The organism is Rhodococcus sp. OK611 (assembly GCF_003050885.1).
Classification (GTDB): Bacteria; Actinomycetota; Actinomycetes; order Mycobacteriales; family Mycobacteriaceae; genus Rhodococcus_G; species Rhodococcus_G oryzae.
The window spans coordinates 41711-53846 of sequence record NZ_QAOZ01000019.1 but is presented as its reverse complement, the minus strand read 5'-3'; the positions used below and the strand labels follow the sequence as shown (position 1 = coordinate 53846).

General features: G+C 70.1%; 15 protein-coding genes. 9 read left to right on the top strand and 6 right to left on the bottom strand.

Translation table 11 applies throughout. The features are described from left to right. Window positions 1-29: 29 nt before the first annotated feature. A complete protein-coding gene (locus tag C8K38_RS22335) occupies window positions 30-1169 on the bottom strand; it encodes an NAD(P)/FAD-dependent oxidoreductase (protein WP_097213588.1) in 1140 nt (379 codons plus the stop codon). A 47-nt stretch (window positions 1170-1216) separates the two neighbouring features. Further along, window positions 1217-2086, bottom strand: a complete 870-nt coding sequence (locus C8K38_RS22330) for an SDR family NAD(P)-dependent oxidoreductase (RefSeq protein ID WP_097213664.1) — start codon at window positions 2084-2086, stop codon at window positions 1217-1219. Between the two features lie 110 nt (window positions 2087-2196). Here C8K38_RS22330 and C8K38_RS22325 point away from each other — a divergent pair, with 110 nt between their 5' ends. The 3 genes from C8K38_RS22325 (at window position 2197) to C8K38_RS22320 (ending at window position 3459) form a co-directional block, all read left to right on the top strand. Then, on the top strand, window positions 2197-2793 hold the full coding sequence (locus C8K38_RS22325; protein ID WP_097213587.1) for a TetR/AcrR family transcriptional regulator: 597 nt from the start codon (window positions 2197-2199) through the stop codon (window positions 2791-2793). An 11-nt stretch (window positions 2794-2804) separates the two neighbouring features. After that, the gene (locus C8K38_RS27300) at window positions 2805-2954 is read left to right on the top strand and encodes a hypothetical protein (protein ID WP_179800678.1); all 150 of its coding nucleotides are present in this window, start codon (window positions 2805-2807) and stop codon (window positions 2952-2954) included. 61 nt (window positions 2955-3015) lie between these two features. Beyond that, window positions 3016-3459 carry a DnaB-like helicase N-terminal domain-containing protein gene (locus C8K38_RS22320; RefSeq protein WP_097213586.1) on the top strand — a complete coding sequence of 148 codons (444 nt, stop codon included), beginning with the start codon at window positions 3016-3018 and terminating at the stop codon, window positions 3457-3459. Here C8K38_RS22320 and C8K38_RS22315 read toward each other — a convergent pair. Continuing rightward, window positions 3383-3982, bottom strand: coding sequence for a recombinase family protein (locus C8K38_RS22315; RefSeq protein WP_097213585.1), 600 nt, complete (start codon window positions 3980-3982; stop codon window positions 3383-3385). The two genes, C8K38_RS22320 and C8K38_RS22315, sit on opposite strands and share 77 nt — an antisense overlap. A 144-nt stretch (window positions 3983-4126) precedes the next feature. Between C8K38_RS22315 and C8K38_RS22310 the strand changes: the two genes are divergently transcribed. The 3 genes from C8K38_RS22310 to C8K38_RS22300 are packed head-to-tail and all read left to right on the top strand — an operon-like array spanning window position 4127 to window position 6339. Beyond that, window positions 4127-4585 carry a MarR family winged helix-turn-helix transcriptional regulator gene (locus tag C8K38_RS22310; protein WP_245220878.1) on the top strand — a complete coding sequence of 153 codons (459 nt, stop codon included), beginning with the start codon at window positions 4127-4129 and terminating at the stop codon, window positions 4583-4585. Beyond that, window positions 4582-6012: an MFS transporter gene (locus C8K38_RS22305; RefSeq protein ID WP_209925888.1), complete on the top strand. Its 1431-nt coding sequence runs from the start codon at window positions 4582-4584 to the stop codon at window positions 6010-6012. The genes C8K38_RS22310 and C8K38_RS22305 overlap by 4 nt, the downstream gene beginning before the upstream one ends. Before the next feature lie 33 nt (window positions 6013-6045). Beyond that, entirely contained in the window at window positions 6046-6339 is a 294-nt protein-coding gene (locus tag C8K38_RS22300) for a DUF1330 domain-containing protein (protein ID WP_097213583.1), read from the top strand. A gap of 58 nt (window positions 6340-6397) precedes the next feature. Here the strand turns inward: C8K38_RS22300 and C8K38_RS22295 are convergent, their stop codons facing one another. From C8K38_RS22295 to C8K38_RS22285, 3 genes are all read right to left on the bottom strand, one after another. Continuing rightward, window positions 6398-6793 carry a hypothetical protein gene (locus tag C8K38_RS22295; RefSeq protein ID WP_097213582.1) on the bottom strand — a complete coding sequence of 132 codons (396 nt, stop codon included), beginning with the start codon at window positions 6791-6793 and terminating at the stop codon, window positions 6398-6400. 76 nt (window positions 6794-6869) lie between these two features. After that, entirely contained in the window at window positions 6870-8282 is a 1413-nt protein-coding gene (locus C8K38_RS22290; RefSeq protein ID WP_097213581.1) for an alpha/beta-hydrolase family protein, read from the bottom strand. Continuing rightward, complete coding sequence (locus tag C8K38_RS22285; RefSeq protein WP_097213580.1) at window positions 8279-8932, bottom strand: hypothetical protein; 654 nt, start codon at window positions 8930-8932, stop codon at window positions 8279-8281. The genes C8K38_RS22290 and C8K38_RS22285 overlap by 4 nt, the downstream gene beginning before the upstream one ends. Before the next feature lie 166 nt (window positions 8933-9098). Here C8K38_RS22285 and C8K38_RS22280 point away from each other — a divergent pair, with 166 nt between their 5' ends. The 3 genes from C8K38_RS22280 (at window position 9099) to C8K38_RS22270 (ending at window position 12133) form a co-directional block, all read left to right on the top strand. Beyond that, window positions 9099-10343, top strand: coding sequence for a sensor histidine kinase (locus C8K38_RS22280; RefSeq protein ID WP_373560288.1), 1245 nt, complete (start codon window positions 9099-9101; stop codon window positions 10341-10343). 9 nt (window positions 10344-10352) lie between these two features. After that, window positions 10353-11015 carry a response regulator gene (locus C8K38_RS22275; RefSeq protein ID WP_097213578.1) on the top strand — a complete coding sequence of 221 codons (663 nt, stop codon included), beginning with the start codon at window positions 10353-10355 and terminating at the stop codon, window positions 11013-11015. A gap of 86 nt (window positions 11016-11101) precedes the next feature. Then, window positions 11102-12133, top strand: coding sequence for a 6-phosphofructokinase (locus C8K38_RS22270; RefSeq protein WP_097213577.1), 1032 nt, complete (start codon window positions 11102-11104; stop codon window positions 12131-12133). Window positions 12134-12136 lie beyond the last annotated feature (3 nt).

Genomic DNA, 12136 nt, shown 5'->3' with positions numbered 1-12136 from the left:
AACCGCCCGTTCGGCGTTTTCCTGCCGGGTCAGCCGGAGAACCACCGGCGACGCCGGGCCGCGGCGAATTCCGCCTTCTCTCGGGCCAACTCGGCCGACGGCGCGACGAACGGAGCGACGGGCGCCGGACCGGACAGGAAGTCCGCGTCCACCTTGCCGACCAGGCCGCCGCCGAACTCGATGTGGCAGGCGCCCCTGCCGCTGTACTTCACCTCGGGTTGAGGCTCTGATCGCGCCCTGGCGGCGATGACCGGGGCGACCGTGCGGGCGGCGTCCTCGGCGAACGCCCCGGCCAGGGGGACGGGGGCGTCTGCGCAGTCCCCGATGGCATAGACGCCAGGGAAGGGCGTGGCGAGCGTGCACTGGTCGACGGCGATCCAGCCGTCCGTTCCGCCCTCCGTCAGGCCGGAGGCGGCGACGACGGCAGGCACGCGGTGTGCCGGGATCCCGATGAACAGGTCGTAATCGAGGTCTCCTGCACGCGTGCGGGCGCGGTGCGCCGACGGGTCGAGCGCGTGGACCAGGCGTCCCGGCGAGTACTCGATGCCGCGTTCCACGAGCGCCTCGACGAGGGCTGTGGAGGTTCCCGCCGACACCGGGATCGGCGAGTCCATCGGGCTGAGCACGTGGATGCTCGTCCGGTCGCGCAGTCCGCGCCGGACCAGTTCGTCGTGCAGGAGCAGGGTGCCCTCATAGGGTGCGGGCGGGCACTTGAACGGGACGCTCAGGATGCCGAGCACCACCCTGCCGCCGGTGAACTCGTCGAGCCGGGCGCGCAGCCGGCCGACGCCGTCGACCGAGTAGAACTCGTGCCCGTCCGCCAGGAATCCCGGGGTCGCGCCGGGCTCGTAGTCGGCGCCGAGCGCGACCACCAGGGTGTCCGGCTCGTACTCGGACCGGTCGGTGATCACCCGGCGGTTTCTCGGATCGATCGAGGTCACCGTCTCCTGCCGGAACTCGACGCCCGGCCGGGTGAGGTCGCGGTACGGAATCCGGACCGATTCTTCGGTCGCGCCCTTGAAGAGGAGGTCCATCTTCGCGAACCCGAACATGAACGAGTCGCTCTTGTCGACGAGCACGACGCGGGCCTCGTCGGCGACCGATTCGGACAGACACGCGGCCAGCTCGAGTCCTCCGAACCCGGCGCCGAGGATCAGCACGGTGTGCATTCATCAAGGCTCCCCCCGCCGGGGGCGAGGAGGCAAGGGTGTGAGCGCTACGGCCAGACGAACTCGGCGTCCGCCTCGTAATCCGCTCGGCGGGCGGCGAGGGCCATGTTCACCATCTGATGGGCGCCGGTGCCGATGATCTGGCGTACCGGCGGGTGCGGGTTGTCCACCAATGCGAGGAGCGCGGCCGCCGCCTCCGCGGGTGGGGCGTCGACCCACTCGGGATCGGAGTCCTCGGGCTCCGCCTGCGGCGGGGCGCTCGGGTCCGGATATGCCGCGGTCCCGAGGATGGCGAGACGGGTCTCGTCGTAGGCGGGGTTCGCGGTCGCGAACCTCATGCTCGAGCCCGCCCAATCAGTGTCGAAACCGCCGAGTTGCGCCATCGTCACCGAGATCCCGAACGGGCGGAGCTCCTCGGCTGCCGAGGCGCTGAAGCCCTCGAGGGCCCATTTGCTCGCGTTGTAGAGGCCGAAGGTGGGCATCGCGCCGACCGCGCCGACGCTGGAGATCTGGATGATGTGTCCCGATCCCTGCGCTCGCAGCTGCGGTATGACGGCCTGGGTGACCCACAGGGCGCCAAAGAAATTCGTCTCCATCTGGGACCTGGCCTGGTCCTCGGTGATCTCCTCGACGGCGCCCATCAGTCCGTACCCGGCGTTGTTGACGACGACGTCGATCCGGCCGAACCGGTCGACGGCCCGCGCAACGGCCTCGGCGGCGGCGTCGCGATCGGTCACGTCCAGTCGTAGCGCGGCCACGCGCCCCGGGTGGGCGGCCTCCAGGTTCAGGAGGGTCGTCGCGTCGCGGGCGGTGGCGACCACCCGATCGCCTGCGTCGAGCGCGGCGGTGGCGAAGGCGTGTCCGAGTCCGCGTCCGGCGCCGGTGATGAACCAGGTGCGGGGTTCGGTGGTGGGAATCGTGGCCTCCTCGGGTGAGTTCGCGAGACGGTGCGTCTCGTGAACCACAGTGGCATCGCAATGAGGGTGTGTCAAGACGCAACGTCTCGTCTCGCTGATACGGTGGGCGAATGACACCCGAACCCAAGGCCGCGCCTGCGCGGCGCAGCGAGCGCGCCCGGTCGGCGATCCTCACCGCCACCGCGGAGCTGGTCTTCGAGGTGCCCTACGGCCGGCTGACGATCGAGGCGATCGCGGCGCGCGCGGGCGTGGGCAAGCAGACGATCTACCGCTGGTGGCCGACCAAAGGGGCGGTGCTGTTCGACGCGCTGCTTGAGCTGTCCGGCGGCCCGGACGGGGTCGCCCTGCCCGAAACCGGTGACCTGCGTGCGGATCTCGCGCTGTTCCTGCGCGCCACCGTGGCGGAGATGACCGAACCGCGCTTCGATGCCTTCCTCCGCGCGGTCATGATCGAGATCCAGTCGGATCCGGACCTCGCCGAGATCTACCGCGATCGGCTGCTCGCGCCGCAGCGCGAGGCGATTCGCGAGCGGCTCCGGGTCGCGGCCCTGTCCGGCGCGATCCGGGCGGACGCCGACCTGGAGGTCGCGGTCGACCTGCTGGTCGGGCCTGTCCAAACCCGTTGGGCGCTCGGGCTGGGAGGCCTGACCGAGGCGTATGTGGACTCCCTGCTCGACCTGGTCCTGGCGGCGGTGCGCCCGAGCTGATTGCCCCGCAGGTGGATCCGTCCATCTGGAACATCGAGAAGGCTGAGAAGGTGCTCGAGGACGGCGCCTACGGGCGCGCCGGGCCATGGTGGTCGAGCACCGCCGACACCGGCTACCGGTCCTGGTCGGCCAAGGTCGAGAAGGCCAGCAGCAACGCTTGATCGAGACTGGCGGGCCGGGTGCGAGACGCCTGGCCCGCCCCGAGGGGGGGAGGGGGGAGACATGACGGAACACCACACACACGAGCCAGACGCGGATCCGGAAATCGACTATGTCGAAATGGATCTGGACCCAGAAGCACATCTGCTGTGCGCGGCCCTGTGGTCCCGCGACGAAACGACCCTGCGATTCCTGTTCACCCACATGCGGGAAGACAACTTCGAGAACCCCTTCCACCGCCCGATCTTCACCGCGATCGGCGACGCACTCGCAGCCAGTCAGCCGCACGACCCGACGATCATCGCAGCCAGCTACACCCAGGCGGGACGGGATAAGGTCCCCACCGCCGTTCACAACGCCCTGCGCACCGTCCTGACCCTGGGAAGCTCGACCGCTTCAGTGGGGCAATGCGCGGCCAGCGTCGTCGCCGCTAGCTACCGCAGCATCTACTTCGCTGCGCGGGCGGCCTTTCCCTGTCCACGTAGTTGTAGACCGCCTTCATGCTGAGGTCGTACATGCTCTGCAGCTCGGCGATCTTGTACTTGCCGGACTGGTGCCGGTCGAACAGCTCGCTCTGCTGCTCGGGAGAGAGCTTGAGCACGCGGCCCCGGTACTTCCCCTCAGCTTTGGCCTTGGCCACCCCGCCCGAGGTCCGCAGGCGGATCAGCCCGGAATCGAACTCGGCGAACGTCGTGCCGAGAATGGCGAACACCTTCCGCCCGATCGGATCCGCGGCGTCGTACGTCTCGCCGTCGAACGACAGCTTCACGCCCCGGTCCTCGAGTTTGGTGACCGTGTGACTCAGGTCGGCTACTGACCACGCGAGACGCTCCAGCTTCGTGACGACCAGGGTGTCGCCGGTCGACAACCCGGCGAGCGCGGCAGGCAATCCCTCGCGTTCACGGTCGGTGCCGGTCAACCCGTGATCGACGAAGATCCGGTCCGCTGGCACCCCGAGCTCGACGAGTGCCGCACGCTGCTCGCGTTCGTCATCGCCCTGGGCGGCGCACCGCGCGTATCCAGTGAACATGCCTACCGGATACCCAAATAGCCAGGTTTTCAAATACAGCACTCGGCCGGGGGAGTGTCCGGTACGACGAAGAAAGTGTCGATTTCGCCGAACCCCGATCGGGAGATGCATAAAGGATTTATATAAAGTTGCTATGCTTCAGGCATGAGTCGCCGAGACGCCGCGCACGGCGCTTCCGATGCCATCGGGTCAGCCCTCTACGGTCTGGCCACCAGGGCCGTGAGACGCCTTCCCCGCGACATGAGCCTGACGTCCGCCGCCACCTTGGCCACCCTGGACAAGACCGGCCCGCGACGGATCACCGATCTGGCGGTGGCCGAGGCCGTCACCCAGCCCGCGATGACCGTCCTGGTCCGGGTGATGGAGGCATCCGGGCTGGTCGAGCGGAAGGGCGATCCGTCCGATAAGCGGGTCACGCTGGTGTGCCTGACCGAGGCCGGCGCGTCGTACGTCCGGACGCGACGCCAGGCGGGCGTCGACGCGTACGCGCGGTTGATCGACGAACTCACCGGTGACGAGATCGAGGCCTTGGCAGCAGCCCTTCCGGCGCTGCTGCATCTGGCGGAGCTCGAAGGCCACGCCCGAGAGGAGTCGGACCGGTGACCGCGGCCCAGGCTCATGACCAGACCATGAGCACTGCCCGGATACGTTCCGAGGCACGTCTGCTGGTCCCCGCCCTGATGTTCATCGTCCTGGTCGTTGCGGCGGTCGCCAGCCTCGGGACGCCGCTCATCACCAGCGTGGCGACCACGTTCCAGGTCTCCCTCGACAGCGCGCAGTGGACGCTGACCATCGCCCTGCTCAGCGGCGCCGTCGCCACACCCGTCCTCGGCCGGCTCGGAGCCGGTCCGCACCGGCGGGGCACGATTCTCGCCACGCTGGCGATCGTCGTCGTCGGCAGCGCGCTCACCGTGCTGCCGCTGCCGTTCGCCTGGCTGCTCGTGGGCAGAGCGGCCCAAGGCGTCGGACTCGGTCTCACTGCGCTGATGATGGGCGTGGCCCGCGACCATCTTCCCGAGGAGCGCAGCGCGGCCACGATCGCCCTGATCTCAGTGGTCTCCATCATCGGAGCCGGCGTCGGCTACCCGTTGGCCGCGCTGCTCGCCGAGTTCGGCGGACTGCGAGCCGCCTATGGCCTCGGCCTGCTCGTCACCGCCATCGCCTTCGTGACCGCGTGGCGCTCCATGCCCGCAGCTCCCGAAGGCCGCTCCGCTCACGTGAACGTGGCCGGTGCGCTCGTCCTGGCGGGTGGACTGCTCCTCGTCCTGTTCCTGGCCGGCGAGGGGAGCCTGTGGAGCCGACACCTCGCCGTGGCGGTGACCCTTGCCGTCGCCGCCCTACTCCTGCTCTGCGTCTGGACCGTTTCCGAACTGCGAACCAAGTCGCCCCTGGTCGACGTCCGGGCGGTACGGCACCCGGCGGTCGCCGGGGCGAACATCGCCATGTTCGTCGGCGGGAGCGGCATGTACCTCCTGCTCACGCTCATCACCCGCTACGCGCAGACGCCGCACAGCGCCGGCTACGGCTTCGGACTGACCACCTTCGTGGCGGGGCTGGTCCTCATCCCGTTCTCCGTGCTGGGATTCGTCGCCGGCAAGCTCACGCCGCGGGTCCGCGAACGGATCGACGGCCCCCTGCTCCTGGCCGGCAGCGCCGCCATCGTCGGCGGCGGGTTCGTCCTGTTCGCCACCGCCCGGTCCAACCTGGCCGAACTGCTCGCGGCCATGGGCGTGCTGGGCTTCGGCGTCGGCAGCTTCTCGGCCGCCATGCCCGGTGTCATCCTGGCCGTCACCCCCAAGAGCGAGACGTCGAGCGCCATGAGCTTCAACTACGTCGTCCGCAGCGTCGGGTACTCCCTGGGCAGCGCCATCGGCGGCCTGATCCTCGCCGCGGGCACCGGCCCCGGCCACGTCTTCCCCGACGACAGCGCCTACACCACCGCGGCGCTGGTCGGCATCGGCGCCATGGCGATCACGACGCTGACAAGCGTCGCTCTCGCCCGCCGACGCTCGTCCGAGACCAACCCGTAAGTCAGATGCACTCATCCCAACACTGGAGGTTCCATGCCCAAGGGCTACTGGGTCAGCGCCTACCGCACCATTGCAGACCCCGAGAAGCTGGCTGCCTACAACAAGCTGGCCCCTCCGGCCGTCAAGGCCGGGGGCGGGCGGGTGCTCGCCCGCGACGGTCGGGTCGTCGCACACGACGCCGGAATCGGCGAGCGGACCGTCCTGATCGAGTTCGATTGCTTCGAACAGGCCGTCGCCGCACATGCGAGTGCGGCCTACCAGGAGGCGCTGGCCGCACTTGCTGACGGCGTCGAGCGCGACTTCCGCATCATCGAAGGCCTCGACTGACGATCGAGGCTGCGTCGGCGACGAACACGAAGCCGACTGCGGGGATCACCCCGGCTCGTCAGCGCGCCGCACCGTCGCGAACAGCGAGGTTGTCGCCGCGGCCGATCACGTCCTTCGCGGCGGTCGCGACCAGGTCGGTCGATTCGTGATGGACGAGCGCGGACAGCTCGTTCGGGTAGAAGTAGCCCTGGTGGTCTGACACTCGGAGGTTCTCGGGCAGCATCTCTTGAAGCGAGCCATTGTCGATGGCTGCCTCGAGGAGATAGCCCTTGAACACGTCGGAATCGAGTTCGCGCCAATGGGTGCGGTCGCCGCCGCTGAACAGGTGCTCGTGCGCGCTGGACTTGCCGGCGCCAGGCGGCCCGGCCAGGTAGGGCGTCGTGGTCGTGAGTGACCGTCGGTGCGGGCTGCGAGTGGGCGCTTCGTTGCCGGCGCCGTTGGAACTGCCGACCATCCGCTCCAGGGGCTACGGACGCCCCAGTGCCCGCCGCCTTGATCGGTAAGAAGACCGCGATGCCGGGCGATCGACGTCATGCAGGGGCCGCACCGGTGGCGCAGCCGCCGTCGGGCAGTGCCGTGCCCTGGTCGGTGCCGTACCGGTGGCCGTGCCCGGCCGGGGCATCCAGGGCCGAGAGCAGGTCCACGCTGGTCTGCACGAAGCTGACGACCGGAAGCCAGGCCGGGCGCGGCGCGTCGGTCCGGGTCCGGTCCAGTGCAGGCGGGTGCAGCAACAGCCGAGGCGACCATCGCACCACCGGATCGGACGAGTTGGCCAGCACCACCGCCCCAGCGGTGCGGGCTGAGCCTGCGGGTGGTCCCGCGTAGAGGGCGCCGCAGGCCCGCTCGCCCAGTTCCTCGTTCCGGAAGATCGAGCTCGCGCCCACCGCGCCGAGGCTCTGCCCGTAGACGTACAGCCGGGGGCGTTCCCCTACGGGCAGCAGCGAGATCCGGTCCGAGACCGCGGTGAACAGCGCCCGCGCGGACTGCTCGGCCGCATCGCGATCGAACAGGAAGGTCACCCAGCTCGGGGCGCTGGAGTACTGCACCCCCACGAGGGCGACGTCGTCGCCGAAGCGCTGCTCGAGACCCTCCGCGGCGTTGCCGTCGATCCAGCCGGATCCGGTGGGCACGGCCACCACGACGGTGGACTTGGCCAGGCCGCCTGCGCGTTCCAGCTCGTGGACGGCAAGGCGCACCCGGCCGTCCTGGTCGGGGGCGCTGTCGATGCCCGCGTAGGTGCGCACCGCGCCGTAGGCCGCCCCGGCGGCGACGAACTTGCGTCCCTGGGCGCCGAGCGAGGACCAGGACGTCAGCGAGTCGGGGCTTCCGGAGATCGACGACGAAACCGGTTGCCGCAGTGAGGTGTCGACGGTCGTGTTCGCCGCGTGATACGACTGGGCGCGCGCCTGCCAGAGCGCGGGCCCGGCCCAGAACTGTGTTGCGATCGCGAGCGCGGCGACGACCGCGGCCGACCGCACCGCGCCGAGTCGACGAACACCGGCCGCCACGGCCCTCGTCCCGGCCGCCAGGATCAGCGCGATGGCGGCGGCGCCCACGACCACCTGTGCCCAATGTCCGCCGCCGACCGTCGGCACGCCCATCGCGACGCGCAGCGAGTCCTGCCAGTGATCGGCCAGCAGCATCGCCGCTGCCACGGTCACCGCGCCCGCCAGCAGCACCAGCAGCCGTGCGGACTCCCGCGACGGCGCGGGACGGCCGGCCCCGAGCCTGCGGGACAGGTGATGCCACGCGCTCGCGAGACCCCAGCCGAGCGCCGCCAGCAGTCCGGTGAGGACCGCCTGGACCACCGCGCTGCGGGGGAGCAGGGAGGGCGCGAGCGAGACCGCGACCATCGACGTGACGGCGACGCTGGTGAGTACCCGGGGCAGCGCGACGGCGGCGATGTCAACGGTCGCGGTGGGCCGATCGATCACGGCGGTCATGCGAGCGCCGATCGGGTCGCCGCGCCGACGGCGGTGGTGGTACCCCGCCCGCGCCGGTTGGTCGCGGCGACCGCACCGACGATCAGCACGGCCCCCACGCCGCCCGCGAGCGCGTAACCGGTCATCGGCTCGGGTCGAGGTGCGACATATCCCTGCCGCCAGGAGTTCGAGGTCACCGCGGCGCTCGCGATGTTGGCCATCACGTAGCAGGAGGTCCGCGCCGCATCGACCGTGCGCGCGTCGCAGGCGCCGTGCATCCGCCGGTCCAGCTGCGCGTCAAGGCTTTTCCGTGCCCACGGTCCGAGCGCGGCGCCGTGGCGGTCTGCATAGCGCAGCAGGTCGTAGCCGAGATCGTGGGCCTTGCAGGCGGTCTCGAACTCGGTGGGCAGCGTGACCGGGGAGGAGCAGTCGCCGCTCGGGTTCACGAGCATCCCGGATTCGACGGCCGGGCGGTAGCCCATCGTGGCGGCGAAGTCCGCCGGGATCGACGACGCGGGCGCCGCGTGATCGGCTGTGGTGAGCGAGGCGATCGCGGCCGCGGTGGGGGTGCTCTCGCGAGGCTGCTCCGCAGCGGCCGGGTCGGCCATCAGGGTGGTCGTCAGGGCGGCCGCCGCGGCCACCGTCAGTGCTGTCCAGGTCGTCTTCCGCATGAAGAAGACGCTAGGAATCGGCGGGACCAGGGCACATCACCCCGCAGCGTGGTTCCCGGGTCCCCGCGCAGGGGGCGTCGGTGCGGCGCCCTCATACCCTGGTGCCGCGCCGGTCTCACCCCGCAGTATGAGGACTTTTCGGGTCCCGGTTCCTACTGTTCTGGATGTGAGTAAGACAAATCGTGCGCTCAAGAAGGTCGCGAATGACGCCGCCGTGGCGGCCGCGCCGCGACTCAAGCGGGTGAGCTCGAGTCTGTGGGTGGACATCTTCATCGTATTCGTCACGGGCGTGCTCTTCGCCATCGCCTGGCCGACGCTGCAGGTTACGCACCACGTGCCGGCCGGGGTGCAGCCGGTCATCGCCGGGCTCGCGGCGCTGCCCCTGCTGCTGGTTCGGTCGAATCCCGCCCTGGGATGGGCGATCTCGGCGGCGGGCGCGCTGGTGATCCCACTGGTGTTCGAACGCACCGACGACTACGACTTTCCGTGGCAGGTCGTGCACGTCATGGTGATCATGGCGCTGCTCCTCGCCGTCAGCATGCGCTCGCCGCTCGCCGTCGTCGGCGTCTCGTGGATGGCGACTGCGCTGCTGTTCCTCGCGAACGCCCCTGGCCAGGACGGCAGGGGCTGGGCGGTCGGGCTGACCGCGTTGGTGCTGTTCGGGTTGCTGATCCGCTGGCTGGTGCTCTCCCGCCGGCAGCTCGCCCGCCAGGAGGAGGTCACCGAGGTCGAGCGGGCGCGGCGGGCGATCCTCGAGGAGAAGGCGCGCATCGCCCGCGACCTGCACGACGTCGTCGCGCACCACATGTCGCTGGTCGTGGTGCAGGCGCAGAGCGCGCCGTACCGGATCGACGACGTCTCGCCCGCGGCACGGGCGGAGTTCGAATCGATCGGTGCCACCGCCCGCGATGCCCTCAACGAGATCAGGGGCATGCTCGGTGTGCTCCGCAGCGACGGCCAGCTCGCCGAGGACGCCCCGATGCCGGGCCTCGACCGGATCGACGAGCTGGTGGAGGGAAGCAGGCGGGCGGGCATGCAGGTGCAGGTGGACAGGATCGGGATGCCCGAGCGGTTGTCCGATTCGGCGGGACTGACGATGTACCGGATCCTGCAGGAATCGCTGTCCAACGCGGCCCGGCACGCGCCGGGGGCGCCGGTTCGCGTCATCCTCGGCCGGGACGGGGGCCTCGCCACCATGGCGGTGGTCAACGACCCGCCCGTCGGTACCACTGTGTCGACCGTCGCCGATCATGCCGGTGGGCACGGCATCACCGGCATGATCGATCGGGCCTCGTCGGTGGGTGGAAGCCTGGTCGCGCAACCGCGCCCCGACGGCGGATTCGAGGTGCTGGCGCGAGTGCCGGCGATGCCGGGGACGGCGGTGTCGAGCGGCCACGTCACCCCGGCATAGGGTGATCGGGTGGCGATCACGGTATTCATTGCGGACGATCAGGCGATGGTGCGCCAGGGTTTTGGCGCGCTGCTCGGCGCGCAGCCCGACATCAGCGTGGTCGGCGACGCCCCAGACGGGAAGATCGCAGTAGACGAGGTGATGCGCCTTCGCCCGGACGTCGTCCTGATGGACGTGCGGATGCCGAACCTGAACGGGCTGGAGGCGGCGCAGCAGATCCTGTCGGTCTCGTTCGACAAGCCGGTGCGGGTGCTGATGCTCACCACCTTCGACATCGACGACTACGTCTACGAGGCGCTGCGCGTCGGTGCCAGTGGCTTCATGCTCAAGGACGCCCCCGCCGAGGAACTGATCCGGGCGGTCCGGGTGGTGGCGGACGGGCAGGCACTGCTCGCGCCGACCGTGACCCGCAGGCTCATCGCCGACGTCACCAGCAGGCGCGCGCCCGCACGGCGCGAGCCTGCGCAGCTCGCGGCGCTGACGCCCCGCGAACGGGAAGTGTTGGAACTGATCGCCCGCGGGCTGTCGAATGTCGAGATCGCGGAGTCGCTGTTCGTGGCCGAGCAGACCGTCAAGACGCACGTCGGCAAGGTGCTCGGCAAGCTGCACCTGCGGGACCGGGCGCAGGCCGTGGTGCTGGCCTACGAGACGGGCCTGGTCACCCCCGGCTGACCCGCCGGCGTGCCCGAACCGCCGGGCGAGGGCAGTATGCAGTGGGACACTGAGCATCCACCTGCACGTAGAACGGGCGATTGACGATGACGACGATCGGCATTCTCACCAGCGGCGGCGACTGCCCCGGCCTCAACGCGGTGATCCGGGGTGCGGTGCTCAAGGGCTCCGAGGTGCACGGTCAGGAGTTCGTCGGATTCCTCGACGGGTGGCGCGGTCTGGTCGAGGGCGACGCGATGCCCCTGGACCGCAGCCGCGTCCGCGGACTCTCGCACGAGGGCGGGACCATTCTCGGGACCAGCCGCATCGGTCCGTATCAGGGACCGAACGGTGGGGCGGAGAACATCGCCCGCACCATGGAGCGGCTCGGGGTCGATGCGGTGGTGGCCATCGGTGGCGAGGGCACCGCCGCCGCGTCGCAGCGCCTGTTCGACGAGGGCATTCGGATCGTCGGGGTCCCGAAGACCATCGACAACGACCTCGACCAGACCGACTACACCTTCGGATTCGACACGGCGGTAGAGATCGCGACCGAGGCGATCGACCGGCTGCGGACGACGGGCAACTCGCACAAGCGGTGCATGGTCCTCGAGGTGATGGGGCGCAACGCCGGATGGATTGCCCTGCACTCGGGGACGGCCGGCGGCGCGCACGCGATCCTGATCCCCGAACAGCCCGAGAGTGTCGAGCAGATCTGCTCGTGGGTGAACAGCGTCCGCGAACGCGGCCGGTCGCCGATGGTTGTCGTCGCGGAGGGCTTCACCCTGCCGGACATGACGGCGGCCCATTCGACGAAGGGCATGGACGGTTTCGACCGCCCGCGGCTCGGTGGGATCGCCGAGCTGCTGGCGCCGATCATCCAGGAGCGCACCGGAATCGAGACCAGGGCGACGGTGTTGGGCCATATCCAGCGGGGCGGCGTTCCGACCGCGTTCGACCGTGTCCTCGCGACCAGGCTCGGCATGGCGGTCACCGATCTGGTGGCGGACGAGGAGTGGGGCCACATGGTGGCGCTGCACGGAACGGAGATCGTGCGGGTGGGTTTCGACGAGGCGCTCGTCGACCACAAGTCGGTACCCGCGCACCGGTATCAGGAGATGCGGGTGATCTTCGGGTGAACC

What these genes read in the sequence shown, in the direction of transcription:
- C8K38_RS22315 (WP_097213585.1), bottom strand. Translation starts at nt 3,982, where the DNA reads ATGTTCACTGGATACGCGCGGTGCGCCGCCCAGGGCGATGACGAACGC.
- C8K38_RS22295 (WP_097213582.1), bottom strand. Translation starts at nt 6,793, where the DNA reads ATGGTCGGCAGTTCCAACGGCGCCGGCAACGAAGCGCCCACTCGCAGC.
- C8K38_RS22310 (WP_245220878.1), top strand. Translation starts at nt 4,127, where the DNA reads ATGAGTCGCCGAGACGCCGCGCACGGCGCTTCCGATGCCATCGGGTCA.
- C8K38_RS22270 (WP_097213577.1), top strand. Translation starts at nt 11,102, where the DNA reads ATGACGACGATCGGCATTCTCACCAGCGGCGGCGACTGCCCCGGCCTC.
- C8K38_RS22285 (WP_097213580.1), bottom strand. Translation starts at nt 8,932, where the DNA reads ATGCGGAAGACGACCTGGACAGCACTGACGGTGGCCGCGGCGGCCGCC.
- C8K38_RS22335 (WP_097213588.1), bottom strand. Translation starts at nt 1,169, where the DNA reads ATGCACACCGTGCTGATCCTCGGCGCCGGGTTCGGAGGACTCGAGCTG.
- C8K38_RS22325 (WP_097213587.1), top strand. Translation starts at nt 2,197, where the DNA reads ATGACACCCGAACCCAAGGCCGCGCCTGCGCGGCGCAGCGAGCGCGCC.
- C8K38_RS22300 (WP_097213583.1), top strand. Translation starts at nt 6,046, where the DNA reads ATGCCCAAGGGCTACTGGGTCAGCGCCTACCGCACCATTGCAGACCCC.
- C8K38_RS22320 (WP_097213586.1), top strand. Translation starts at nt 3,016, where the DNA reads ATGACGGAACACCACACACACGAGCCAGACGCGGATCCGGAAATCGAC.
- C8K38_RS22290 (WP_097213581.1), bottom strand. Translation starts at nt 8,282, where the DNA reads ATGACCGCCGTGATCGATCGGCCCACCGCGACCGTTGACATCGCCGCC.